Source organism: Citrobacter sp. B72, assembly GCF_016894305.1.
Classification (GTDB): domain Bacteria; phylum Pseudomonadota; class Gammaproteobacteria; order Enterobacterales; family Enterobacteriaceae; genus Citrobacter; species Citrobacter portucalensis.
Map to the genome: position 1 here is coordinate 96080 of NZ_CP069803.1, position 23754 is coordinate 119833.

General features: G+C 50.6%; 24 protein-coding genes and 1 pseudogene. 2 read left to right on the forward strand and 23 right to left on the reverse strand.

Going from position 1 to position 23754, the window contains the following annotated elements:
• Window positions 1–66: 66 nt before the first annotated feature.
• The 8 genes from JQN59_RS26165 to JQN59_RS26200 form a co-directional block, all read right to left on the reverse strand.
• Entirely contained in the window at window positions 67–354 is a 288-nt protein-coding gene (locus JQN59_RS26165) for a hypothetical protein (protein WP_048227635.1), read from the reverse strand.
• Window positions 351–1511 (reverse strand): plasmid transfer ATPase TraJ, encoded by a 1161-nt coding sequence (traJ, locus tag JQN59_RS26170; RefSeq protein ID WP_048227634.1) that lies wholly within the window; start codon window positions 1509–1511, stop codon window positions 351–353. The genes JQN59_RS26165 and traJ overlap by 4 nt, the downstream gene beginning before the upstream one ends.
• Before the next feature lie 11 nt (window positions 1512–1522).
• Entirely contained in the window at window positions 1523–2329 is an 807-nt protein-coding gene (locus tag JQN59_RS26175) for a type IV secretory system conjugative DNA transfer family protein (protein ID WP_048227633.1), read from the reverse strand.
• Window positions 2326–2799 (reverse strand): DotD/TraH family lipoprotein, encoded by a 474-nt coding sequence (locus tag JQN59_RS26180; protein WP_048227632.1) that lies wholly within the window; start codon window positions 2797–2799, stop codon window positions 2326–2328. The genes JQN59_RS26175 and JQN59_RS26180 overlap by 4 nt, the downstream gene beginning before the upstream one ends.
• Before the next feature lie 132 nt (window positions 2800–2931).
• Complete coding sequence (locus tag JQN59_RS26185; RefSeq protein WP_099530103.1) at window positions 2932–4140, reverse strand: conjugal transfer protein TraF; 1209 nt, start codon at window positions 4138–4140, stop codon at window positions 2932–2934.
• A gap of 102 nt (window positions 4141–4242) precedes the next feature.
• Window positions 4243–5079: a hypothetical protein gene (locus JQN59_RS26190; protein ID WP_048227630.1), complete on the reverse strand. Its 837-nt coding sequence runs from the start codon at window positions 5077–5079 to the stop codon at window positions 4243–4245.
• Between the two features lie 145 nt (window positions 5080–5224).
• Window positions 5225–5701 (reverse strand): hypothetical protein, encoded by a 477-nt coding sequence (locus tag JQN59_RS26195; protein WP_145996426.1) that lies wholly within the window; start codon window positions 5699–5701, stop codon window positions 5225–5227.
• A gap of 19 nt (window positions 5702–5720) precedes the next feature.
• Complete coding sequence (locus JQN59_RS26200; RefSeq protein ID WP_370450876.1) at window positions 5721–6884, reverse strand: site-specific integrase; 1164 nt, start codon at window positions 6882–6884, stop codon at window positions 5721–5723.
• Between the two features lie 495 nt (window positions 6885–7379).
• On the opposite strand from JQN59_RS26200, the pseudogene JQN59_RS26205 reads away from it, so the two are divergent.
• Both JQN59_RS26205 and JQN59_RS26210 read left to right on the forward strand, forming a co-directional pair.
• Window positions 7380–7769 (forward strand): annotated as a pseudogene (locus JQN59_RS26205) (phage tail protein); the annotation flags it as partial.
• Window positions 7770–8435: 666 nt separating this feature from the next.
• Entirely contained in the window at window positions 8436–8942 is a 507-nt protein-coding gene (locus tag JQN59_RS26210; protein ID WP_077223963.1) for a sugar O-acetyltransferase, read from the forward strand.
• 6 nt (window positions 8943–8948) lie between these two features.
• Here JQN59_RS26210 and pilV read toward each other — a convergent pair whose 3' ends face one another.
• From pilV to JQN59_RS27315, 15 genes are all read right to left on the reverse strand, one after another.
• Entirely contained in the window at window positions 8949–10319 is a 1371-nt protein-coding gene (gene pilV, locus JQN59_RS26215) for a shufflon system plasmid conjugative transfer pilus tip adhesin PilV (RefSeq protein WP_102082901.1), read from the reverse strand.
• Window positions 10316–10990 (reverse strand): prepilin peptidase, encoded by a 675-nt coding sequence (locus JQN59_RS26220; RefSeq protein ID WP_053389052.1) that lies wholly within the window; start codon window positions 10988–10990, stop codon window positions 10316–10318. Before JQN59_RS26220 ends, pilV begins: the two co-directional genes overlap by 4 nt.
• Entirely contained in the window at window positions 10975–11457 is a 483-nt protein-coding gene (locus JQN59_RS26225) for a lytic transglycosylase domain-containing protein (RefSeq protein ID WP_069325157.1), read from the reverse strand. The genes JQN59_RS26220 and JQN59_RS26225 overlap by 16 nt, the downstream gene beginning before the upstream one ends.
• Before the next feature lie 84 nt (window positions 11458–11541).
• A complete protein-coding gene (locus tag JQN59_RS26230; RefSeq protein WP_052463753.1) occupies window positions 11542–12156 on the reverse strand; it encodes a type 4 pilus major pilin in 615 nt (204 codons plus the stop codon).
• A 13-nt stretch (window positions 12157–12169) separates the two neighbouring features.
• The gene (locus tag JQN59_RS26235; RefSeq protein ID WP_040231337.1) at window positions 12170–13264 is read right to left on the reverse strand and encodes a type II secretion system F family protein; all 1095 of its coding nucleotides are present in this window, start codon (window positions 13262–13264) and stop codon (window positions 12170–12172) included.
• Window positions 13257–14816, reverse strand: a complete 1560-nt coding sequence (locus JQN59_RS26240; RefSeq protein WP_048227627.1) for a GspE/PulE family protein — start codon at window positions 14814–14816, stop codon at window positions 13257–13259. The genes JQN59_RS26235 and JQN59_RS26240 overlap by 8 nt, the downstream gene beginning before the upstream one ends.
• Before the next feature lie 2 nt (window positions 14817–14818).
• Window positions 14819–15319: a type IV pilus biogenesis protein PilP gene (gene pilP, locus JQN59_RS26245; RefSeq protein ID WP_053069306.1), complete on the reverse strand. Its 501-nt coding sequence runs from the start codon at window positions 15317–15319 to the stop codon at window positions 14819–14821.
• On the reverse strand, window positions 15303–16607 hold the full coding sequence (gene pilO2 / locus JQN59_RS26250) for a type 4b pilus protein PilO2 (RefSeq protein WP_048227626.1): 1305 nt from the start codon (window positions 16605–16607) through the stop codon (window positions 15303–15305). The genes pilP and pilO2 overlap by 17 nt, the downstream gene beginning before the upstream one ends.
• Before the next feature lies 1 nt (window position 16608).
• Entirely contained in the window at window positions 16609–18285 is a 1677-nt protein-coding gene (pilN, locus tag JQN59_RS26255; protein WP_048227625.1) for a PilN family type IVB pilus formation outer membrane protein, read from the reverse strand.
• A 14-nt stretch (window positions 18286–18299) separates the two neighbouring features.
• Complete coding sequence (gene pilM, locus JQN59_RS26260) at window positions 18300–18740, reverse strand: type IV pilus biogenesis protein PilM (RefSeq protein ID WP_234113460.1); 441 nt, start codon at window positions 18738–18740, stop codon at window positions 18300–18302.
• Window positions 18737–19861: a TcpQ domain-containing protein gene (locus JQN59_RS26265; RefSeq protein WP_053069305.1), complete on the reverse strand. Its 1125-nt coding sequence runs from the start codon at window positions 19859–19861 to the stop codon at window positions 18737–18739. The genes pilM and JQN59_RS26265 overlap by 4 nt, the downstream gene beginning before the upstream one ends.
• A gap of 22 nt (window positions 19862–19883) precedes the next feature.
• Window positions 19884–20564 (reverse strand): hypothetical protein, encoded by a 681-nt coding sequence (locus tag JQN59_RS26270; protein ID WP_048227624.1) that lies wholly within the window; start codon window positions 20562–20564, stop codon window positions 19884–19886.
• A 239-nt stretch (window positions 20565–20803) separates the two neighbouring features.
• Window positions 20804–21313: a transcription termination/antitermination NusG family protein gene (locus JQN59_RS26275; RefSeq protein ID WP_048227623.1), complete on the reverse strand. Its 510-nt coding sequence runs from the start codon at window positions 21311–21313 to the stop codon at window positions 20804–20806.
• A 283-nt stretch (window positions 21314–21596) separates the two neighbouring features.
• Entirely contained in the window at window positions 21597–21857 is a 261-nt protein-coding gene (locus JQN59_RS26280) for a helix-turn-helix transcriptional regulator (RefSeq protein ID WP_048227622.1), read from the reverse strand.
• Window positions 21858–22308: 451 nt separating this feature from the next.
• Complete coding sequence (locus JQN59_RS27315; protein ID WP_282100814.1) at window positions 22309–22995, reverse strand: helix-turn-helix transcriptional regulator; 687 nt, start codon at window positions 22993–22995, stop codon at window positions 22309–22311.
• Between the last annotated feature and the right edge of the window lie 759 nt (window positions 22996–23754).

Below are 23754 nucleotides of genomic sequence, written 5' to 3' on the forward strand. Positions count from 1 at the left end.
CAATCCTGGAAGATATAGAGGGGGAAGCGCGTAAGCGCTGTGGAGAACTGGCGTGTCAGACTGGGCTCAGAGACCGGTCCAGTCTCGCGGCGTTTCGATGAAGTGTCGGTACCACCAGGGGCGACCGGAGGCAATCTTTCCCCTGAAGGTACTAATCACGCGCAGGCAGATGGCACGTACACTCCAGCCAAAGAAATTCAGTGCAACAAAGAATCCCAGAATGGCGGAACAGATATACAGCGTGTTCATGGATGGCCAGCGAAACCAGATCAGATACAGCAGCAGGAACGGCAGCGGAATACCAAAAAAGCTGACCGGCGGAGTGGCATAACGCCAGAATCCTTCTCGTTTCATTGCGTGAGTTCCTTACCTGACAGATAGAGCGCTGCTTCATCTCTGTCTATGTCCCCTGTTACGAAACCTTCCCGCACTTGATCGACAATACGCCGCTTTTCCATCCTTAGAATGGTGTCGATGTGCGCCGGCCACTTTTCTGAAGGAATATTCTGAAGCGCATCGCGTAAGTCATCGTCGAATACGATGTATTCCCGAAGGGCACGACGTTTGCCGTCAGTCGTTTTGACAAGTACCTGGACTGCGATGAAACGCAACATACCAAGCAGCTCCCACGCACGCGCATCTCGAATTTGAGGCGGGAACAAACCAAGTAATCGGTTCAGGGTTTCACCTGGCGACTTAGAGTGCAGAGTCCCGATAGTCATGTGCCCGCTTTCCCCGGCCTGAACAGCGGCTTCTGCTGTTTCAGTATCGCGGATCTCCCCGATACCGATGACCTCCGGGTTACGGCGCATGGCGGAGCGAAGCCCATCGGCAAAACTTGCCACGTCACGGCCTACCTGAGCCTGATGTGGTGGCAGAAGGTCATCGGGACGGCCAAGAATGTACTCAACCGGATCTTCGTAGGTCACTATCTTGCGGTCAGGTTGAGTGTTCTGACAGTGTCGATACAACGCCGCCTGAAGCGTTGATTTTCCGGAACCTGTTTCGCCGCAGATGAGACCCAGCCCTGTTTTTGGCAACATGGAGGCTGCCAGTACAGGCTCTATACCCATCTTCAGAAAGTCGGGAATGATATGTGGGATAACGCGCAGAGTGACGGATAATGCCTTTTCTTCCCGGGCAGAGGTTCCCTGAATAATGTGTGCGCGCAGTCGCACGCGTTCACCCCGCTTCAGGCCATGACGCCCGTGCATGTCTCCGTCGATCTGGATGGCTCTGTCCGACGGTTTACCTCCCTGCACTCTAGGGCGCACTTCTGGTCCCAGCAGGTCATCAAGCATATTGCCGAGCATGGTATTCGGCAGTACGGTGTCGGAGACTCTCTCACGCCGACCATAACGACTAACAGAAACTGGAGAGCCACCGACCAGGTCCACGTCACTTACAGCCTGTGCTGAGCACCAGGCAAAAAATGCCCTGAACTCGTCGGCGGTGAAGGCTCCACTGAATGGAAAAATCCCGAACTTATCTGGGATAAGAGATGTGTTCACTAGAAAACTCCTTACTGAATGGTAACAGACGGGCGCCAGCGGGACTTCTGGAGTTCAAACGACGCATGTGATTTGAGTCGGCGTACGCGATCGCCAGTAACGAGTTTCTGGCCACTGCCGGTTACAGTCTGTTGTTGTTCGGTAACTTCCGGTCGGGAAATCATGCCCCGACGCCAGAGCAGGGAGTAAAGCATCATGCCCCGATAATCACGGGTGAGCTGATTCATACTGGCTTCAAGGGTCAGGTCGGCATTTGCGCGACCTTCCTGCCAGCCTTTTTTCAGCGCGTCTTCCCATACCTTTCTCTGAGAGCTGTCTTCCGGCACGACCAGTCCTTCTGTGCCCGGGGTTGCCGTGGTGGCCAGCCCGCGAAGTAACCAACTGCGCCAACTGGGCGGGTTACTGACAAATCTCTCCGGTCGGATAATGGTCCAAACCTTTGAGGCGGTGCGGATTTGATTAGGAGTGATGTGTGCAACGTCCTGCGCTTCATCGATAACCGGCGGCAGCCAGCCCTCAGGGCTGATAAGCGGCCGGAAATCGTAAAGGGCATTGAGGGTGGACTCGCGGGCATTTAGCGCCTGGGTCAACTCCCACGCACGCTGAGATTTACCCCCCCGAAATCCCAGTGTTCTGCCGGCATCAGTAAGCATCTGCCAGCGAGTTTCGGAAATACTGTCTGGTCTTTGTCGCTCCGGATTGAGCCAGGCCTGCATATCCGGTGGAGGAACACTCGCATCAGTTGTTGGCGCAGGACGCTCGGTGGCACAACCGGTCAGGAGCAGCGCAGGGAAAAGTAATAAGAGAAAATATTTCATTTCTTACTTGTCTCCGGTTGCATGAAATTGAGCTGCAGCAGTCCTGGATACTGATTCAGGGTAGCTCGCCATGCTGTCTGCGCTTCAATCACGCGCAGCACGTTGCTGAACGTCATACCCCGAACGTGTAGCGTTACGGGTAAGGGCAGACGCACGCCGCTGTAGTTGAACTGCAGGCCGCGTGCACGCGCCAGTTCAGCCAGCAACTCCACAGCATCACCTTCCCAGTCGAAGGAAACGTCAGCACTGTTGGTACGTATGATTTCCATGGACGATGGTACAATTTTCGAACCGGACCAAAGACCGTTATTCCACATCTGATATTGCGTGTGACGGGCAACGGCGACGGATGATGCTGCGCCGTAGCGGTCAGGAGAAACAGAAGCTGGAGGCGTCGATGGCGGAATCCAGGGCTGGCAGCCGGCAAGAAGAGAGATAGCCAGCACGCCGGGAAGAATTAAGTAGTTCATAGTAGTTACCTTGCCGGGAGGGCGACTGAGGTTAAAGCCAGAAGATTCAGGGATACGGAGTTTTGCAGACGGTTGAGATATTGATCGGAAGTAAACGGCAGAGGAAGCCCATTGCGGGCTTCCCTATGATTATCAGAACGTGAACTGCAACTGCGCAACCGCGCCGTAGGTACGATCAGTTCCGGCTATACCGGTAAGGTCCAGGTGTACTACATCAAACGGTGAGAAGCCCAGACCTGCGGTGAAGGCGTTACCCTCGCTGGAGACCATGTTCTGGCGATAACCAGCACGAACCTGCATCCAGCTCCAGGCGTTCAACTCAGCCCCTACACTGGCGAACTGGCGTTTGTCATCTCGCTCAAAACGGCTGGCTTCGGTCAGATCCACATCGAGTGCGGTAGTCAGGACGTTGTTGCTCCAGGCGACGCCAGCAGTGGCTTGAGGTTTCACTTTGAACGTTTCTTTCTCGCCGTTCACTTCTTTAGTGTCAACACTGCGGGCAATGATGTTCTGTACCGCCAGACCTAGCATCCAGTTATCTCCGAGGTTTGTGGCCAGACCGATGTCGGCGTTAAATCCGGTTTTGGTGTTGTGGTAATCGTCTGAGTTCACGTCATTTTTGTCGAAGTCGTTTACCGTTGCGCTGTAATTGAAAAGATCGATTCGCTGATACTTGGGTGTAATGCCTAGTGACCAGCTGTGTCCTGCCGTTTCAAATTCATGCGCCATAGCCACACCTACGTCGGTGATGACGGCCGCCCGACCATAGGCTCGGGACGTTAGTGCATCTTTGTCTACCGCATCCGCCGGTATGGCCCCGCTTGCGATTTTGTCGAGATACTGCAGATCGTGGTCGCTGACCGTGCCATTTACGGAAACGGTGCCCCAGGATTTCACGACAACAGCAAATGGGAGTACTTTATTCGGGGTGGTGGCAATAACAGATGCCCCGACCTGCCCGTTTGCCTTCACATCTTTCAAATCTTCCAGCTTATTGCGTAACGCGGCAGCGCTTTCGCTAACACCGCTTTGGCTGTCGACAGCATTGTCAAAATTGTTCCACAGATCTTTCACGTCATCGGCAGTATCTATGGCCTTATCGGGGTCTGCCACCTGGACACCCACGGACGGCAGCACCAGACTGAAGTCATCATTCGCGCCAAACTTCGTCAGGAGTGCCGGGTTGGATAAGGCAGCAGTGCCGTAGTGTGCAGAGGCCACGCCGGTGCCCCCCATGGCATCGCTGCGGGCTTCCATGTAGGAGGTTGCTGCACCTGCATGAAAAGCCATCATGATGGCGGAAGAAATCAGTGTTTTTGCAATGTAAGTCTTTTTCATCATTAAATTTCCTGTAATCAAGTCTGGATTTTGAGCAAAAGAAGGTCTTGATGCGGCAGCATCAAAAATTTCTTTTTCTTTTTTAATTCAATATTTCTGCGTGGTTTAAAGCTGTTTGAATATAAGTGCAGGTAGCGTTATTCCTTGTTCAAGCGCTGTGGATAGTCCCTTGCTGACCGTGACGGTGCGCAGAGTGCCTGTTGCGGCATGTTCCATGAGGAGGCGTTCTTTCCAGTATTTTTGCTCTTTATTCAGAACGAGCGGAATAATGGATAACACCGGGAAATATGTCAGCAGTGATGAAGAAATTTTCTTCTTAATTAATATGCCGGTTTGTTCCTGATATTCATCCTCACCTGTATGTTCGGTTGTCCAGAAAATAACGCTGTCATTATTATTCTCATCTGAAGGAATTATTATCTTCCGTAAGGCATCTTCCGTTTGTGGCCATTGATGTCGAGCCAGGGTGGTGTCGACCGTTGGAACATTCCTGCCTAACAACCAGTCCGGTGAAACGAAAAACCACTGAGCGAGCGCCTGCAGGAGCGGAGTGGACAGATAGTCCATCGTTCGTTCCCTGTCCTGCAGTACGCTCACCCGAACATTCCATGACGAAAGCAACTCTGCGATATCAGTCGGGTCAAGCTCATGTGCCTGCATTAGCACCTCAAAGCGATCGATGATACTAAGCGCGGTATTGCTGAACGGCAGGAAAATATCTCGCAGAGAACCTTCTATAACCAGATTCAGTAGCTCCGATTGAGATATCCCAATCTTGCCGGATAACTCATCAATCAGCTGGCGGGTGCCGGGCCTCATTCGGAGTGACGTGGTCTGCATAGGCTTCTTTTCATTGCGTTGAAGCAGTTCTGCAATCCTGTTCCGATCAAGGTCGGGGAGCGCCAGAAGCGAGGTGAAAATTGCGGTAAGACTGTTTGCCACGTGGCCCCCTTAAGTAAAATTACATCTTGCGGTTCAGTGAGTTAAAGAATAATTAATCGTGACGCGCATGTATAACGAGTTAATTCGATCTTGTAGATCGACTGCGTTTGCGTGTGCGTTTTAATTGCGTTTGTGTATTGTCGTTTTAACTCGTTCTCCGGCGCGGTCGAATGAGCACAAGCACGCCGGTTTCCGGTACGGTAATCCAGCGCCATTCCTGTACCAGTGTTTGTAGCCGTATCCCGTTCCTGACGGCAGGAGGAATCGATACTGTGGTCCAGCGCCAGCGGTGTGTATCGTCCATTTTTCCCATCAGGAGGGTCATGCTTTTCATGTGTGCCGGGCGCATCAAATGGGATGTGAAGTACACGGGGGCGCTGTCCCTTTGTAACGCCAGTTGCAACGTGGCAAGAAAACTACGGTGAAAGCGCGCTGCACGATGAAGATTAAGATGACCAACCCGGTCAAATGTCGAAAGGTGCAGGGTAGTGTAATGCTTCTTTCGATGACGAACCGAGGCCGTGCGAAACCCTGTCCAGGGCGTCACGGCACTAACGACTGTCATTACCGGGCAATACAGCAGTAATGTCAGCGGTACTGCTGAAAGGATAATCAGATACACAGTCCCTCCAGGATAAAGGTTACGCCCGGGCCGAGAGAGCCTGGTCGGGGTTAAGCGGACAAATCATGATGTGGTCATTTGTCTTGATAGGGAGTTCCCCTGGTGCAGGGACTCGTTCGCCGCGCTGGGCAGCAAGTGCCAGAGTGCGTAGTAGCAGTTCGCTGGCGCGGGTCAGGGCAAGTTCGCGGGTCGGCGCCGACACCATCAAGTTTTCGAAGTCGCATATCATCACTCTTATGTCACCAGTACTTCCGCAATCCTGTTCTACCAGTGCGGGATAAGGTACGAAGTAGGGGGCAATCTTTTGAGTCTGGCGCCGTCGCGCGTCCAGCTTGCTGACTAGTTGGTAAGCTCTCAAATGGGTGTAGCGTTTAAGCATATTCATCGACCGATGACCCGAAATGGCAGCGACCTCCATAACGTTCAATGTACCGAGCTCGAAAAAGCGACTGATGGCCTCGTGCCGAAGATCATGAAAATGCAGATTTTCGATAGTGAGGGCCTTGAGGGCGAGCCGCCAGGCGCTTTTGAAACCGGATGACGTATATGAAAATACTTTACCTTTGAGCAGGGCCGGCATCATCTGAAGCAGATTGCGTGCCTTACGTGAGAGGGGGACGTCACGCGATGACCCATTCTTGGTGTCTGGCAGGTGTGCGACACCATGCTGCAGGTCAATATATTCCCATTTCAGGTTAAGGATTTCACCCTGACGCATGGCCGTCTCCAGCGCGAGATGAAAGATTATATACAGCATTAAGTTTCGCTCGCGGAAATACCGGGACAGTCTGCGCTCTTCAGTGGATGTCAGGCGGCGATCACGACCTTTTGATACTTTTGGTTTACGCACTAATTCGACCGGATTGCTACGGCAGGTTCCCCATTCCACACGTGCAATACCGAAAAGTGATGACAATAGCGCCAGCTCAAGTCTTACTGTATTACCGGTGATAGGGTTCCCCGTCCTGGGGTTGCGCTGGGTCAGTCTTTCATCACGGTAGGCGGCAATATCAACCGTGGTGATTTCGTCCATATTCCTGCTGGCCAGTGGGTGGCGCTTAATGACGTTGGTTCGGTAAAACTCCTGAAGGTGGCCCTTTTTATGAACAGATACTGATTCGTAATATTTATCGAGGCCACGACTGAGGGGCATTTTTCTAATACGCGCAACGGAAGACATCATTACTCCTAAAAAGGTGAAGAAAATAAAGCCTTAAGAGAAAAATGCAATAATTCTGTCAATCCGGTGCCTGGGCTAATTCTGGGGAAAAAAAAATACAGCGTTACACATGGTCAGTAAATTCAGGGAATAACTACGGCGATATTTGCCAGACTTCCTTGAATTCGAGCGGGTTAACGGCACAAGGTTGGGTCGCCACTGGATCTGATGCTTGTACAGAAGATAACCAAACTTGCACTATAGATAACGTTAGATGTTTTGCAGTCAGACTGAATTAATTAATCTGTCAATCCGGCGTGTGGAATAGTGGTTTGAAAATCGGTTTTTTTTCTGTCGCTTCTCCAGTTGGTGTCAACAATATTACATGGGCCAGATATTGTGCTTTAGGGCATTACGGACAAGGTGGTGGATCGCAGATCTACCCAGTAGCCGGGCCGGATGGTGAAGGTAAGTACCTCTGGCAAACTAATACATTAGGCGGTGCTGTTATGATCAACTGTTTCTAACTGTCAATCCGGCGTGTGGGGCGGATCTGACAGCTACCCTGTTGGTAGCCCTATTCCGTGGCCTTCCACAACACCCCCACCAGGTTTCTTTTTAATGGCAGGGCAGAGCTTTTCATGCGGTTCTAACCCTAAACTGGCTATTGTTTATCCTGGATGTGTATTACCCGATCTACGCGGCACATTTATACGTGGTTGGGATAATGGGCGCGGCCTCGACAATGGACGAGCTATTCTCAGTTACCAAAAAGACCAAAGTAATATGATCCTTAATACTGGTGGTAGGCTCGAAGGCCATCATAACGGTATGGATCATTACTACTCAAATGGTAGTGAAGTACGCCCTAAGAACGTTGCGTTTAACTACATAGTCAAAGCCGGTTGAGGAAACTGTCAATCCGGTGTCTGGCGCAGGAACATAGGGAGTACAGTTTTAACGGGTTTAATCGGCAACGGGCAACAGATTCCGCTGCCCACAGGTTTTAGCCAAAACCAATGCACCTGGAGTGTCAGCAATAGCGAAAATCCACATGGATGGAAACCAAATTACTTCGCCGGTCAAGTTGCTGCCGTAGATGCAAACCGAGTGGTTACATGCGGCTACTATGATGAATATGTCTTTCACCCAGGCACTAACCGAACGGATTTAACAGGGAAATGCAGCTTCATAATTAGCTGCTCATAAACATGAACTCAACAGAGTCAGTGTGACTGTCAATCCGGTGCGTGGACGTCCAGCGGCAAGGTATCAGCATTTGAAATGATTCAAGGAAATGATGCTTGTGGCAAATACGTCTACTCAAAAGCCTACTGTCCTGCCGGAAAACAATTGATTTCGGGTGGCTGGGTTCTCTCAAACTGGACAGGTGGTAACGGGTGGAACGCCCCAGATTCCTCAATGCCATCACCATCAGATAATGCCTGGCAACTTGTTACTGGAGGTGGTGTTACGGGTGGAACGTGTATGCGCGCAATAGCGTGGTGTGCTAAAAATTAACTGAATGATAAACTTGGATAAATCCTCAAGCACAAGCAAAGGAAGCCGCTAATAATGCTTACGTATCTCTTCAGTACATTAAGAAACAGGTTGAAAGTACCGACTGCCAGAAACCTCTTCAACACAACAAATCTTCGAAGAAAATCACGCAACAAGTTGCTCAAAAAATCAGGGGTTGTCATAACTGGCGAAAGCGCAGTAACCCCCCCATTTTTTTATGAATATGGTCGCATAACGATCGGTCAAGGTGTCTACATCAACACTGGATGTGTCTTCCTCGATCATGCGTCAATTTCGATAGGCGACAATACCCTGATTGGACCGAATGTCACACTGACGACAGCCAGCCATGAAACTTCGCCTGAATTGAGATGTAGTGGCGTTACTCAGGCTCCAATCAGTATTGGCCATAAGGTATGGCTAGGAGCAGGCGTCGTCGTTTTACCGGGCGTTACAATTGGCAATAACAGCGTTATAGCGGCAAACAGCGTAGTACGTTCGGATGTACCAGAAAATACGTTGTACGCAGGTTCTCCTGCTGTTTTTAAACGCAACATATGATATGGGTTACTGGAAACGAAACACATTAAAACTGCCGTAATCGCACCCATAAGCCATCATTCCATTTGATGTAATCGAGAACGATTGGCCATCAGGAACATCAAATGAAAAACTTCCAGATTTCTGCCACTGAGAGTTACCATCGATTGAGTGTGCAACAGTAAGGCCGCCAACTGTAGCTGTCAGTGAAAACGTATTGGCACAGTTATCTGAGTTACCAAAGTTGATTTTTTTGGGGGGGGGATTGCCTCCCCAGGCATATATTTTAAACTGCTTTCCAGTTGTGTTGCTGCTACTAAAAAAGCCTTTAAACGCTCCGAGAGAGGTGTAAATACCATCAGATGGAGAGGGGGAACGCCAGGCACCGGATTGACAGGAAAGTACGCCGCCATTGGCATCGCGGCTTATCTGCCCATTCGGGTAACAAGCGATGCCTGCAACATTGATCCGATCCAACTGCAAAACCCCACCTGCTGACAAGTTGCCTGTTGCTTTGACTGTGGCACCAGAAACCTCGTTAGTTGCCGTAATATTGCGTCCGGCGCTAATGTCGCTGTCGGCACGGACCGTTGCTCCTTTTACCTGTGCTCCGGCTGTAATGTTTTGGGTGAAACTACCGTTTGCACCGCTGACATTACTGGTAAAAATACCGTTTGACCCACTGACGTTTCCGCTAAATGTTCCAGTCTGGCCATTAATGGTGCCGACACTGTTCAGGTTGTTACCACCCATGTCGATAGCAGTGTGCATTTTATTCAGATCGGGACGCCCATTTACCTGAAAACGGTACAGCCTGTCGTTGTCCTCCTGCGCACCAGACAGCTCATCTGTTGAGAGGAGTACTGCAATATGTCCATTACCAGAGGTGGCACCGTAACTGCTCAGCAGGATTTTCCAAGAACGCAGGGCACCTGTGGCGGTTTTACCATCATCAATGTAGCCCCCGAAACCGGTTTTGATATCCCTTGATATCAGCCTCAATGCCTTGTCCGGGTATACACTGCCACCGCTGGATACTACCATGCCCTGTAGTAACTCCGTGTTTTGCCCATTCCTGACCAGATAAGTGTTCAAACGCTGACCCTGACTGTTTGTTTCGGTGAAACCGGACGGCAGGAAACCCGTGTTTTTAAGCATGGCCGTAGTTATCACTGTCGGCGCGGTGGTACTGGTTGCGCTTAACAAAGTGGCGTAGTTACGACCGACGTATCCCCGTGCAGCAGCTGCGTATGTACTGATATGGGAGGCTTCAACCTGCCAGTTTTTCTCCTGCTGCCAGTCTTTGTATTTAGTGAGTCCAAAGACGGTCATTGCCATCACAACTATGAGCGCCAGAGCAACATCAAGATTCGCCCAGCCACGATCGTGCTTTTTCATAAGATTGATATCCATACAGGTTGATACAGATTGGATAACTGGAAGAGACTCCCGCTAAGACACAACCAGGGGCCAAGGGGCCCCTCTTTTTTTCCGGACAAATGCCAGGTTAGCAGCCAGAGCATAAAGGCTGCAGCACCAAACAGAGTGGCCAGTGCTGCATCTTTCCCCCCCATCCAGGCCGTCAGACCTGTTATCAGCCATAAATCTCCCCGACCAAGACGCTGATCGCCCCGGTTTATCAGGATACTCAGCAACGTCATCAGGCCGCCCACCACAGCGATTTCCACCAATTGCGTATATACACCTGCAATCGAAACGTCTTTTGTTACTCCCCAAATAAGTCCTCCAAGTAACAGACGTGCTGTGAAAGTACGTGGCAAATATCCACTGACTGCGTCGGTGATACCGGACTGAAGCAGGAAGCCCATCATCATGATGGCAGCAGCCCGATCGGCAATTGGAGTCGGTGACAGGGCAGCGATCATACTGAACGTGGCGAAAAGCCAAATCCCAGCAGTTAGAAGCGAGTTCCGCTCCTTACTATGAGCAGTGGTATCTTCCAGAAAGTCGAGTACTCTCCACATCAGGCATCTGCCAATTAGCGCAAAACCCAGCAGTAACGGCAGGCTCCATGCTGTTGCCAGGCTGGTGACTATGATGGTTCGCATATTCGCTTTCCTTTCTCCTGCCGACAGACTCGAAGGCCTTTCAGTTCCAGATAGAACCCCCAGATACGGTTGGCATACTGTTCGCGAGTTTCGTGCCTGTCCTTACGAAATCCAGCGTTGTAAGACCCGAGGCAATTCCATGTCACACCACATACCTGAAAGTGGCTGGCCAGTATCCACGCCCCGATCTGAATATTCAGACAGGGTCGTTTCAGCAGGTCTTCTGCACTCTGGATGATGCCCATTCGGATGAGCTTTGGCACATGGGTTGAATTTATCTGCATCAACCCATAGTCCGTGCTGACCGGATTGCCCTTTTTATCCCTGTTAGTGTTTGTGACCCATGGTCGGAGCCAGGACTCCCCTTTGGCCATTGCCTTAAGCAGCAGTGGCTCTATCTGGTATCGGGCACCGGCACTATTAAAGCAGGCATCAAACGTATCAGGAGGGGAGTTCGAACTGGCCATCAATGGACCTGGGGAAAGGGAAAAAATGAGCAGCATCATTGCCAGGTAGCAGGAGAGAATGCGTTCCCTCCGCATATCGTCTCCTTAGCTGTTAAGCGTGAAGATCAGCTTGTTAGTACCGGTACTCCCATTGTCAGCTGTGCATTGTGCGCTGGCTTCTTCGGTTGTCACGATTCCATCACTGTGTGCCGTGGAGTTGACGGTAATGGCATCAGCAATTTTGGCTCGGCTGAGCTGTGTGGCGAGCGAGACGCAGGCATCCTGAGGAACCATTTCGTAGGTCAATGAGAATCCGTTTGAGAATCCAGACACGGTTACAGGTGACAGTGTCACTGCACCACCCCATCCATTGTAAAGTGTGGCAGTCCCTGAAGAGGCTGTACCCCGTACAGTCATACTTTTAGGCTGGACTTTCATCTGGATAAGCGCGCCCATCATTTTGGCTCCGGAAGTGAATGTGTAACCATCTCCCCCTTTCAGCAGGTTTTGTGTACTGGTGATGAGAGATTGAATATTCGATGATTCCTTACCCACGTTGACGTTATTTTTGAGGGCGAAGTATCCCGCCAGCACAAGGCCGATGACGACCAGGACGATCAGGGCAATACTCCCCTGTTCCAGAAACCCCCAGCCTCGATGGTGCAACACTGTCTTAACCGGTTTGTATGTCTGAGAAGTTGATTCGGAATTAAATTGCATGATTTTTCCTCGTTTAAAAAGCGCCCGACGAGCTGTTAAGGGCATTGATATCCATAACGACAAGGACCAGAAGCAAAAGCATCAGGATCATTGCCAGGAACATGAGACCGCGGATAACGACTGCACGTTTTGCTACTCGCTCCAGAGTTTGTTCAAGCCAGCGCTGGCCGTAGTTAATTATGATTTCATCATCGCCGTCCCCCTGTAGAAGGGAGAGAAAGTTGGCAGCTTCCTGCGACGGAAAGTCATAACCGCAATCTTTCAGGGCCAGCCCGAAATGTTTACCTTCACGAACGTGTTCGGTAATTGCTTCGATACGCACAGCAAGCCAGGGGGATGCCGTTTCCTGCAGAATCTCCAGCGCGTCTTTAGTTTTGACACCGGACTGCAGTAGTGCACCGATGTTCAACAGGAAAGTTGCACCCTGAATATCCTTATAAACCGACCATGGCATCAGACCGTCGAATGCACGGCGAAGTTTGTCGGGGCGGTGCCAGCGGGGGAGTGACCAGATAGTCCAGATAGTTGATGCGATAGTAGCGATGGCAGTTATTACGCCATATTCACTGAAATACAGCGAGATACCATAAAGAAAGCCGAGTGCACCGGTCCAGTTCTCTGGCGGGCTGATTTCTGTCAACGTGGGAAGTAACTCAGTATTCAGCACATAAATGGTGCTGGCCATCATGATGGCAAAGCCGATCGGATAGATGGCCATCTGCCATACTGCAGCACGAATACGCTTACCGGCGCTGGTCAGAGCACAGGCGTATCTTAGCGCGCGTGGTAGTGACTCACTGCGTATGCCTGCGCTTATGACGGACGCTTCTGCGGCCGGTAGCCATCGGGAGAGCGTACGCTCCAGCGTTTTTTCCCCGCTGTTTTCCCTTAAGGCATCAACACAGTCATCCGTCAGCTCAACGTAGGGATGCCAGTTCTGGCCGAAGTTTGTCCAAGCATTGCGCATTTTCTCCAGTGAAGGCTTAAGTTGTTGCTGGTTTTCAATCAGAAATCGCAGGGCATCATAGAACTGAACACGGTATCGACCGCTGAACGTCTTGCGAACCAGGGTATATCGGAGTCGTTTCAGGACGTGCATTTCACGCATCATCCACCTCCAGACGTTCATCTTCATCGAGCGGAATGATACGGTTGGCCATCAGCGGGTCGACCAGTCCTTCGTTGATTTTATGCAGGACGTGCCGGACACGGCTGATCCCCTGCATGTGATTTATCCAGTATTGGCGCGCCGCGACTTTGCCGTCTGTTTTCAGCAGCTTAAAAAGACGGTTATTGGTCTCGATAACCTCGGCAATGACGGTACGCCCCCTGATCCCCTGACCGACTTTACCGCGAACCTGACCGTTTATCTCCACCACTTGTGTACATGCTTCACATCCCTCTGGGTTGTGGAAATAGAGCTTATCGGTCGAACAGATACCTTCAATGTTGCAGTATTTCTCCAGCCAGTCCTTTTCCTCGAGAGTCAGGCTGGCGACCTTATCCTGCCAGGATATACGACATTCAGGACATAGCGTGGGCACCAGGCGCTGGCTGATAAGTCCAATCAATAACTGGGCATCACACAGCAGATTTTCGTTAATGCCGAGCGTAACCATGCGTTCCGGGATACCGAGTGCAGAGTTTGTGTGTAGCGTAGTCATCACCAGGTGTCCGGTCTGGGCGGCATAAATGGTGGCCAGCATCGAGATAAGGTCGCGCATTTCCTGCATCATGATTGAGTCAGGGTCCAGTCGCAAAGCTGACGAGATGGCTTTTCCCCAGGCGATATGTACTGCTTCTTCATCAGATTTGTCGCAGATGATCGGGGTCTGAACAGCACCCACGACCTGTCCCTCAAGCGGATCTTCAATGGTCAGAAGGTGTTGCCCGGGGTTGGTATCGAGGTATACCCGACAGGCGGTACGCAGCGTAGTGGACTTACCAGAACCGGTAGGTCCCGAGAGAATGATTTTCCCTTCAGGGCGGTCAATCATGCGTATCAGTAGCTTGATTTGTTCGGGCAAATACCCCAGTTGTAGAAAGTCAGGTACGTTATTGCCGTCATCCGGGATAAGGCGCATTACCGCAATCAGACCATCGCCAGTTGGACGGTGGCTGTAGCGGGCACCAAACAGGCCTATTTTCCGCATCATGGCTGGAGAGAGTCGTGCATCCTGCTCACGGTGTGGGTAGAAACTGGTTTCTGACACATCCGACATAGAGAGAATACAGGTGGCACAGAGGGACATTCCTTCCTCTCTCTGACGTTCATCCACCACATGTAAATAGCCGTGAACCCGCATTTTGACCTGGAAGAGCGAGTCTGAAATCAGGAAGTGAATATCTGAGGAGCCGAGCTTTCTGGCCACTGAGAAATAGTTCAGGATCCGTTGCTCACTGTGGCTGCTGTCGCCACCCAGATCTGCCAGCGTCAAACCAGCCTTATCGCTGGCCTGAGGTTGAGCAGCCTGGTTTTTTTTCGCCTCACGTAAGTCCGAGAGAGTAACAAAACGATGTTTGATCCCTGGATGCTTATTCATTAAATCCATCAGCGCGGCCTGTACACCTGGGTCGCCTCGCTGGTTGGTGTCGATAAGGATTTCTTTCTTTTCTCCGTCATCAAACAGCAGGAGGGATTCTGCAGTAATAGCGTTCATGGTTAGTCTCCGAAAGCAAGCAGAGTGCCATCGCTGAGTGTGACACCGGCAAGCGTAATACTCCTGACAGTGCTCTCCAGACCAGGAATACGGCTCCCCGGCGATACAACCAGTGACTGTCCTGATGGTAGTTGTAGTGTGGCGCGGAGTTTTTGGTCGCGACCGTTGATTTCCAGCACGACAGGACGATTATTTGCGGGAACTGTGCGTGCAGGTTGGCCGGGCAGTGAAGTCTCACCGACGATAGCTCCAGGAAGGGAAGGGGCGACGGTACCGGCACCGGCTTGGTTTTCCTCCAGCTGGCGCTGAAGTTGCGCCCCCTGCACTTCTGCCTGGAGGATGATGTTTCGGATATGCAGTTGCTCAAGCTGACCTTTTGTCACTTCGGCTGGTTGTGATACCTGCTGGTTAGTTGACTGAGAGGCCTGAACAGGTAATGGACTGAATACTGGCAGCAGGAGCCAGAGTGTCGCCTGTCGCAGAAAGTTACTTTGCTGACGCATAAATTTTACCTTCAGTGGTATAGCTGAACGCACTGCCATTCAGCTCGAAAGAGATTCGGGTTAGTCGGATACCAGTTTCATCCAGACCGTCGAATAACATGATGGAGGGGAGGGGAGCGGAGAAACTAAACACGTATTCCTGCCAGTCCTGCACGGGAGGCGGCTCTCCGTTCGCCCCTGGCAGGACTGGAGGTGCAGCTACATCAGTGATGTTGAGCATGACCTGCTGTCGCTGGAACCAGGAGAGGATACGGATGAACTGCGTTGAGCTGCTCGGCACGGCTTCATCTTTGAGTGGGCTGTCAGGGGGAGCCAGTGTAACCCTGGCTTCCCGCCCCCCCTCTTTCAGATTGAATACAGGTGTGACACCGAAAACTTCCCGGGCGCGGGCCAGGAATCCCTCTACTGTACCGCCCGGCATAATCTGGTACAGAAGTGTTATCCCATCAGGTGAACAGGTTCCGGATGTCAGCTTCCAGCTTTCCAGAACATACTTCGCCGGATCGGTCCGTCTCTGACAATCGTTGAGAAGATCCGTAGCCGTGACTTCGTGTGCCCAGGGGTGAGGCAGAGATTGAGGTTTTACCTGGGTGGCAAACATCGCGCGGGCCCTGGCCTGGATTTCCTCGGCGGTGAGCGTCGGCTCCTCTGGTGGTGTGGCAGCCTGCCACCAGGTAATGCCAAATGTACCCATCAGCAATATCGCGCTGGCTAAAAACCAGCGTTGTCTTTGCAGTCCATCAACATGTACACGGCATTGCTGTCGTCTACGCGCAGAGAGTCCGGTAAAGAGACTGTTGGCTTCAAGCGGGGTGTCCACTGTGGCCAGACACTTCCATCCTTCTGACGGCGGTTCATTCATGCTCAGGAACAGTGTCAGCAGCGTTTGCATTTTGTCTGCGCCCCCCGTTTTATCGGCGGTGACGGCAGGCAAACCATTGATGCTGGCCAGAAACACGAAATCAGTACTATTCAGTCGGTAAATACCATATCCGTTTCGTGTACTGGCACAAAAAGCGAGCGCCAGTGAGTAAAGCTGATGCCGGCGATGACGGGCTGGCAATCGGCCGCCCCCAACTACCTGTTGCTGCCTGTCCCGTCCATTTATTCGTTCACTGGAAGCATTAACACCGATACCTGCTGTACTGGCGGGCCGTGCTTTTCTCAGTTGAAATGACGGTAGCCGGAATTTCTGCCTTTCCTTTGGTGCCCAGTCCATTCCCGCCAGCCAGTAACGGCTGCGAGATTTTCCATCCCGGATTGTAAACAGGTAAGCCTCATCATTCATTTCAGCCTCCGGAGTTCTGCGGGAACGTCGGCGTGATCACTATGACCAAAGTGGTTCGCTCGTTTTTACCTGACTGACTTCCACCCAGGAGCGGATTCCCTGGCGTGAAGGTACCGGACTTATTGACGGAGGTATTGTTCTGATCAAAGCCGGTGAGGATCAGCGACTGCCCGGCCCGGAGGTTTGCCTTCTGGCTCAGGGAGCGCAGTTTGGTATATGGCATCTCTATATAGGAGTTGCCGTCTTTTGACGTGAAGTTACGAATAGTAGGTGGATCAGACAGATTGAAGTTCACCTGCAGCTGAACATTACCTGTTTCCTGAATTAACGGCAGGAGGGTCATGTTGAACCCGGTAGTGATCATCCCCGGAGTCAGAGTTGTGGTGGCGCCAACATCAGTGGTGGTTGTTGTAGCCGACTGTGCCACATAAACCGTCTGATCTGCCATCTGGATAGGCACGGGCGTCAGGTTTGTCACGGTGCTGGACTGAGAGGTGACGACGCTGACATCACCCTGTTCGGACAGTGCTTTTAGCAGCAGGCTGGAGCCAGCAAACTTCGCGGCATTACCGGTAGCGGTATCAAGAATGGATGCGCCGGCAGATATACCGCCAGAGAGATCCCCGGTAGCGTTATTAAGCGTTGCGCCAGCTGAATGCAGTGACTTGTAGACCAGATTCCAGTCAATCCGGAAATCTTCATTTCGTGAATTACCGACGCTCAGTACTTCAACATTCAGCGCTACCTGCCGGTTCATGATGAGATTCTGCTCGTTCACGTAACGGGCCACGGCAGCCTGTACTGAAGGTGTATCCGTCACAATCAGTGATGAGCTGGACGAGGACAGCCAGTAGCGGCCTTTATTTGGAGTCAGCATGGACTCAACAGCTTTGCGCAGATCAGCATACAGATCGTATTCCTGACCGGTAGTTGTGCTCTGGGAGGTGGTGGATTCCCCGGATGCGGAGTTATCCGTGCCACTGGTGGCCCCCATACTGCTGGTCGTTCCTGAACTGACGCTCGACGTGCTGGACGTTTTGGTATTCAGCATGGCCAACGAATAGGTCCGGGTTTCCATCAGGTAGAAAACGATGGTGCCATTATCCATTCGCCAGTAGAGACCGCTACGGCTGGCCATCAGATCCAGAAGCCCGCCCAGATCGCCCTGCCACATCAATCCGGTGAGATTCAGGGGCTGGCTGGTTCCGCCTGTTGCCGGAGAGGTTACGCCACCCAGGCTTGCCAGTGGTGTCCGCCCACTGTCATCAGGGGGGGGGAGTGAGCCACTCATCTGGCGTGTGACGCCGGTGCTGACGCTACTCTGGCTGATATCAATGGCATCAGGAGTAAATATGACTGGTGTGCCGCACAAAGCTGTGATGCGTTGTGCCAGTTCCTGCAGCGTAATGTTCTTTTTTGCCTGAGTTATGTTACAGGACGGAGCCTGGCGGTTTCTTTCCCGTACGGCGACAGGAATGGGGCTGGGGTTAATCCACTGCCGGTCCGTCCAGGTCAGTGGTTGTTGGTGTTGGGTTCGTGGCAGCTGCGCCTGCGCGCGGGCTACCGTGGCATCAGATTGAGCCTTCGTCTGCATTTTGTTGATTTCAGAGAAGGTACAGCCTGCGAGCATGGCAAAGCAGGACGCCATCAGCAGGCGCCGCAAAAGGGTTTTCTTCATGGGGAAAATCCGGATTAGTTGAGGTAAACCACGGCGCCTTCAGAAACGCCCTGTGGTGCCGTGAGTCCGGTTGCAAGACCGGAGAGCCAGATTAGCTGGCCACTTCTCATGGTGCCGATAAGTGCCGAACCGCGACTCTGTGCCCGTAATGCATCAACGAGCCCAGGTTGTTCCGGCATCCAGATCCACAATCTGCTCTGAAGTAACCGGTACTGGATTCGGCTGTCGGGCGTGAAGGGAAGACCCAGTTGATCGGTTGGAATGGCGGCCTCCTTCTGACCTGTCTTGTAACGCCAGTCATTAACACGATTAGCGATGGTCAGGAACTGGGATGCATAAAACTGGCCGCTCTGTGTTTGTATAGCTGTCCGACTGTTCTGATTGCGCTGGGAATCTATATCACCGGCGATAAGGAAAAATATCATACCGATGGCCAGTATGACCCAGCCCATCATCGACCTGCCGGAGTGTCTGTGACTGATACCACGCACTGCATGCGGGAAGCTTCTGCATAAAGCGGTTTCTGTGCGGTACGGTAAAGGTCGAACATTTGGCCGAGCATGGTTTCAAATGAACCGCGGAATGTCAGCGGAGCATCAAGCCGATAATCCGTCACGGCGACAGGCCATATAACCGTCCAGTGTGGTGAAGCGCCAGATTCACAGCGGGTGTCCTGTGCCCATTTCATCAGCATTTCCCGCAGAGTTGTACCAGCCGGTGCCGTCCAGGTTTTGCCCTGAATCACAGGTGCGATCGGTTGTCCTGTGACTGGCTGCGGTTTCACCGCTACCGGTGTCTGCGCCGATTTTGTCGTTACAGGGGCCGGAGATTTAACAGTTGCCTGCGCTACTGGTTGGGCTGAATCCGGGCCGCTGAATGGGTTTTTCGGTACGCCGGCTGCCTGGGCAGGAGTTGTTCGGTTTTCAGTGGACGACGCAGAGGTTTTTAACTGAGCAGATTGACCCTTTCGCTGCAGTGTGACGGCATGACGATTCCAGTCCACCTGCGCCTGGATTGATTGCTCTTCCAGCAAACGGTTGAGCACCCTAGTCCACTGGTCATTGGTGTATACCGAGACGATACGGGTATTCAGGACAGGGCGCAGTGCATTCTCGTAGTTGAGTGCCCAGCCAGTGGGAATGATACGTTTGACCCACTGTTCGAGTGTGAGGTTGCGCGCCGGTGATAATGACAGAACTTCAACGGGACCCGGTGTGCCGATAAATGTAAGTGTTGACAGTGATGGGTTCGCGACTGAACCAGGTGCGCTGGATTTACTTGTGGAGGAAGCCAGCATTGTTGGTTGAGGTAAAGGCGAGGTCTTCGATAACTGCGCTGCAGTTGCCGACTGTCGTACGGGAACAGGTGTAGCGGCCGGAGGCGCTATCCGTCGTTGTGTTTGTTTGATTATATCAGCGCTGTCGCTGATCTGACCGTCTACAAACACGAGTGCAGGGGTGTCTGGTGCGACATTACGGTTTTGAAATCCCGTGCAGCTGCTCAACAGTGACGGTATTAACAGGGGCAGGGCAATTTTATGCACGCTGACGTCCCGGGTGAATGGTCGAAACTTCATGGTTTGTTCCTTTTGTTATCGGTCAGTGAAGGTCTGGCCGCCAGAGATTACCGCTGCCGACATTTTCTCGATCTCCCCATGCTCCCCATGCGGTTTCCGGCAGGGTACTATGTCCGATATAGAGAGTGCGTAAAGTAGCTTTAGACAACGAAGTGTCCCGGCCTCGAACAACAGAGAAACGATCGAGATAGAAAGACTTTTCAACTTCTTCGTCCTCGTTTTTTTTCAGCAGGAGTTGAAATGTGACAGGTGAAATCATTGAGCCTGTTGCGGTAAATGCTTCTTCCATACGAGTGAGCTGCAGGATGTGATTCTTCCGAGTGCGCTGGCGCTCCATGATTTCGGTGACAACTTGTTCAGGCCAGGGGCAGAGGCAGTGTTTCCAACCAAGTCCTAGAAGTGAATTAAGTACTGCCCGGAATCGAAAAAGATCGCAGTTCCCGGTTGATACAGAGTTCGTCCAGAGCGTAGTCAGTACGGCATCAATGGAGCGTTTTTTTTCGGTTTCGAGTAACTGCCGGATAGTCATGAACTCGCTTCCCATTCCTTTGAATGTCGGTATTCTTCTTGCTCCGCTTAACCATTCAGTGATGAATCTACGTTTGCCACGCTCTGAGGTTATGTGATGGTTTTCGACTGCCGTACGTAAGGCAACGAGAATGCACCACAAGAGATGGCTGACCTGTTCCTGGGTGGATTGCATGGTTTGTCTCTCTTAGGTTCCGGTTTCTGGCAATGACGTCTGTACCTTCATTCCGCCAGAATGAAGGAAGCCTGAGTGCTGGCTGGTTAAAGGAACAGAGGTTGTTCATCGGGTAGGACCAGCCCAGACGTCATTGCCGGAAAACGGTGCAAAAAAAAGCCCCCATAGACGGGGGAAACTAAAAGGGATGGAGTGATAACTGGTTAAGGCCAGTTTAAGAGGCTACGGTAAATTACATTTCAAAACCCCCATGCATCAGCATGGGTGATCATATCGAACAACATCGCTGTCCTGGATATTGGGTGTTCCATTTTTTCTAGCTGTGTCAGGCGTTTGTACTGACTTTTTGTAAGCCAAATATTTGATGCAACTTCCAGTTCATCCCTTGCTGCAGGGTGATGGGTAGGGTCGGGATATTTTTTCATTAATGCTTCAACCACCCTTGTGTTCACTGGGGTGATTTGGCTACCGAACTTCACAAAATCGCAGAAGGCTGAGTGCGCCCTAATAGTATCTATCTTTTGAACATCAAAATTGGCTTTTAGGAAAAAATATCCAGGAAAAACTGCAGATACCCTTTTTCTGAAAACATGCGGTGCATCAGCACGACGTATTTTCGTTAAGGATAATGGCGTCCAGGGAGTAATTCTCCTGTCGTGTAGCCAGCCGAATAATTTCTCGCGATTTTTGCCCCCCGTAATATAGAGAGCAAGATACCATTGTTGGTTACATACAGTCTCAATATTCATTTTTGAACGCTTCGCGCAGAATTGATCCATGACGGGATAATTCAATGTTCAACGGGGACGAACATACTCAACCATGACGACTAACAGTCTTACTAACAAACACTTAAGTTTGCCTGCTGTATTGGGGGTCTCATAGCTCAGAATGCTCTTGTAGGGTAGACCCTCAAGTAAAATTGGCGGCAATACTTAAAGGTCTGCGCGTATAATTCTATCCCAGTAAACCAAAGTAAAGTGTAAATAGTCCAAGTCTTAAAAATGCACCCTTAAGGGGTGCATTTTTTGATTAATTTGTGATCATCAATGAAATCATAAAAAAATATGAGCGTGACAATATTACTGCCCGCATTGCATCGTTGCTTTTTAAGTTCAGAGCCTTAGTGCTTCGCTTAAGATGTGATCGGACCGTTTCAACAGAGATATTGCAAATGTCAGCAATGGATTCATATGTATTTCCGTGTGCATACAGAGTCACAATTTCTAACTGTTTTTTGGAAAGTTCAGGAAAAACGCTATGCAGGGCGTTAATAGTGTTCTCATTAATCATTGTGAAGTCCCCTGGCAAATCAGTACGTAATAAATTTACGCGTAAAATGCATCTCCCTTAATGGGGAGAAACCCCATTGAACATGTTGTGATATGTGGTATGGATTAGGGCGTTCTGTTTAGAGAACACATCAGCTACAAGGCATTGAAAGCCAAGTTTATTTGCTAAGGGGGATTGAGAATTCTTTGATAAGTTCTTGAGCATTGTAGATGAAGCTCCCGTGTAGATATGATATCGGCTACCACGGAGTTCTCACGCTCTGGTGGCAGCCCAGGCAGGGGTGAGAAACCGGCCTACACGGTACCGGCCAACCTTACGGTTGCCCTACCTGAACCGCCATTACACAGATGTGCTGGTTCAGTACACAAAAAAACACGCTATGCGTGTCTATGTGCACGTGTAGATACGGGTTCTCACGCCCGGTCACAGGATTTACTATGACTGTTGAAGACTACTGTTTGCTTAGTGATGAGTCAACTAGATACGCATCAGGATCAGCTCTGAATAATCGAAATCTCGGCTTTAAAAATCGAGGGGGGATATAGGCATCCCAGTTATTCTTCTTGCAAACTTCTATTAGCTCGGCCCCTGACGCGGTCCCGGTTTTCTGCAGACATCTGCTGATTCTGTGTTCTACCGCTTTTAAAGAAGTCCCTAATATCCGAGACATAATTTTCCTGCTGTATTTAAGAGATATTAAAAAAATGACTTCCCATTCAGCATTAGTAAATATCTCGGACGGTACCCTATATACCAACGATTTGGGAACGTCTCCCGACAGTAAGCTATCTGGTCCAAAAATATCAACAGGTCTTACCTGAAGCATAGTACCGGAACAGATCCCTTCATCGTCATAATAGGGCCGGGACTCGAAGTACAAAGCATGTATAGAGTTGCTCTCACCTATTGGATGCGTAACGATTGAAGAGAACTGGTCTTCATGCTCCATAACAAGTTCTTCCTGATTGTGTATTCGCTGTGAAAGGTAAGCTAAGGATGTAGGAAGTTGGTCTAATGTTTTACCTACAATAGGATAATCATAAGGGAGTTTTAATAACCTAAGAAAGGCTTGGTTTACTGCTACATACTGCAGGCTACCATTCTTGATTGTCATAGGTTCCCTGCTGTTGGAAATCAGGTTTAAGACCTGAGGAGCAAGTTGGAATTTTTTTTTGAAGAAATGATTTTAGACATCATCCGCTAATGGCCGTATCTATTTGAATTTTAGAGGTATATTCTGTGTGTGGATGTACTATATCATGTAAAACTACACTTAACTGAGTTTGATCAGCGATCATAATATTAGTTAATGATGCTTTTAAGTGTCTGATTGTATGCTACGATACAATAATTCGTAGGTGCTATCTGTAAACCAGGAGGAGTTATGGCACATCCGATACATTGCACGAAAGTCGCTGGTATCACGGAGTTCAAAAGGGATCCGTTAGGGACTGTCGAGTCAGCAGAGGGTGATGCTATTGCTATTCTGAATCGTAGCGCGCCGGCGTTTTATCTTGTACCACTAGAGCTTTTCGAGAGCTTAAAACGAGACGCAGAAGCGCATCGTTCCAGAAGTGAAGCTTAATCCTGGTGCTGGAGAGATCCTAAAAATTGATCCTGCATTGTTGTGGTGATAAAGTCGGTGAACTTATTGTTATAAATGAATTTATTAGGTTGTCACGCCTTAGAAGGTGACAGGTTCTGGCAGGTTAGTTAACTAAGCCCAGAAAAGCAAAAACCCCGATAATCTTAGATACTTGGCGGCATCGCGAGATTAACGGGGTCCTTAACAAATCATGCAGAAGTTGTTGCTTCTGTATGGGAGTATAACCCGTGCGCGAAAAAAGACAAGAGATTCCGTGCTTACTCCTTCTGTGCAACATAAGCGCAGGAAGTA

Coding starts and splice junctions, on each gene's coding strand:
- JQN59_RS26165 (WP_048227635.1), bottom strand. CDS start 354: ATGAAACGAGAAGGATTCTGGCGTTATGCCACTCCGCCGGTCAGCTTT.
- JQN59_RS26175 (WP_048227633.1), bottom strand. CDS start 2,329: ATGAAATATTTTCTCTTATTACTTTTCCCTGCGCTGCTCCTGACCGGT.
- JQN59_RS26180 (WP_048227632.1), bottom strand. CDS start 2,799: ATGAACTACTTAATTCTTCCCGGCGTGCTGGCTATCTCTCTTCTTGCC.
- JQN59_RS26185 (WP_099530103.1), bottom strand. CDS start 4,140: ATGATGAAAAAGACTTACATTGCAAAAACACTGATTTCTTCCGCCATC.
- JQN59_RS26200 (WP_370450876.1), bottom strand. CDS start 6,884: ATGATGTCTTCCGTTGCGCGTATTAGAAAAATGCCCCTCAGTCGTGGC.
- JQN59_RS26210 (WP_077223963.1), top strand. CDS start 8,436: ATGCTTACGTATCTCTTCAGTACATTAAGAAACAGGTTGAAAGTACCG.
- pilV (WP_102082901.1), bottom strand. CDS start 10,319: ATGAAAAAGCACGATCGTGGCTGGGCGAATCTTGATGTTGCTCTGGCG.
- JQN59_RS26220 (WP_053389052.1), bottom strand. CDS start 10,990: ATGCGAACCATCATAGTCACCAGCCTGGCAACAGCATGGAGCCTGCCG.
- JQN59_RS26225 (WP_069325157.1), bottom strand. CDS start 11,457: ATGGCCAGTTCGAACTCCCCTCCTGATACGTTTGATGCCTGCTTTAAT.
- JQN59_RS26230 (WP_052463753.1), bottom strand. CDS start 12,156: ATGCAATTTAATTCCGAATCAACTTCTCAGACATACAAACCGGTTAAG.
- JQN59_RS26235 (WP_040231337.1), bottom strand. CDS start 13,264: ATGCGTGAAATGCACGTCCTGAAACGACTCCGATATACCCTGGTTCGC.
- JQN59_RS26240 (WP_048227627.1), bottom strand. CDS start 14,816: ATGAACGCTATTACTGCAGAATCCCTCCTGCTGTTTGATGACGGAGAA.
- pilP (WP_053069306.1), bottom strand. CDS start 15,319: ATGCGTCAGCAAAGTAACTTTCTGCGACAGGCGACACTCTGGCTCCTG.
- pilO2 (WP_048227626.1), bottom strand. CDS start 16,607: ATGAATGATGAGGCTTACCTGTTTACAATCCGGGATGGAAAATCTCGC.
- pilN (WP_048227625.1), bottom strand. CDS start 18,285: ATGAAGAAAACCCTTTTGCGGCGCCTGCTGATGGCGTCCTGCTTTGCC.
- pilM (WP_234113460.1), bottom strand. CDS start 18,740: ATGATGGGCTGGGTCATACTGGCCATCGGTATGATATTTTTCCTTATC.
- JQN59_RS26265 (WP_053069305.1), bottom strand. CDS start 19,861: ATGAAGTTTCGACCATTCACCCGGGACGTCAGCGTGCATAAAATTGCC.
- JQN59_RS26270 (WP_048227624.1), bottom strand. CDS start 20,564: ATGCAATCCACCCAGGAACAGGTCAGCCATCTCTTGTGGTGCATTCTC.
- JQN59_RS26275 (WP_048227623.1), bottom strand. CDS start 21,313: ATGAATATTGAGACTGTATGTAACCAACAATGGTATCTTGCTCTCTAT.
- JQN59_RS26280 (WP_048227622.1), bottom strand. CDS start 21,857: ATGATTAATGAGAACACTATTAACGCCCTGCATAGCGTTTTTCCTGAA.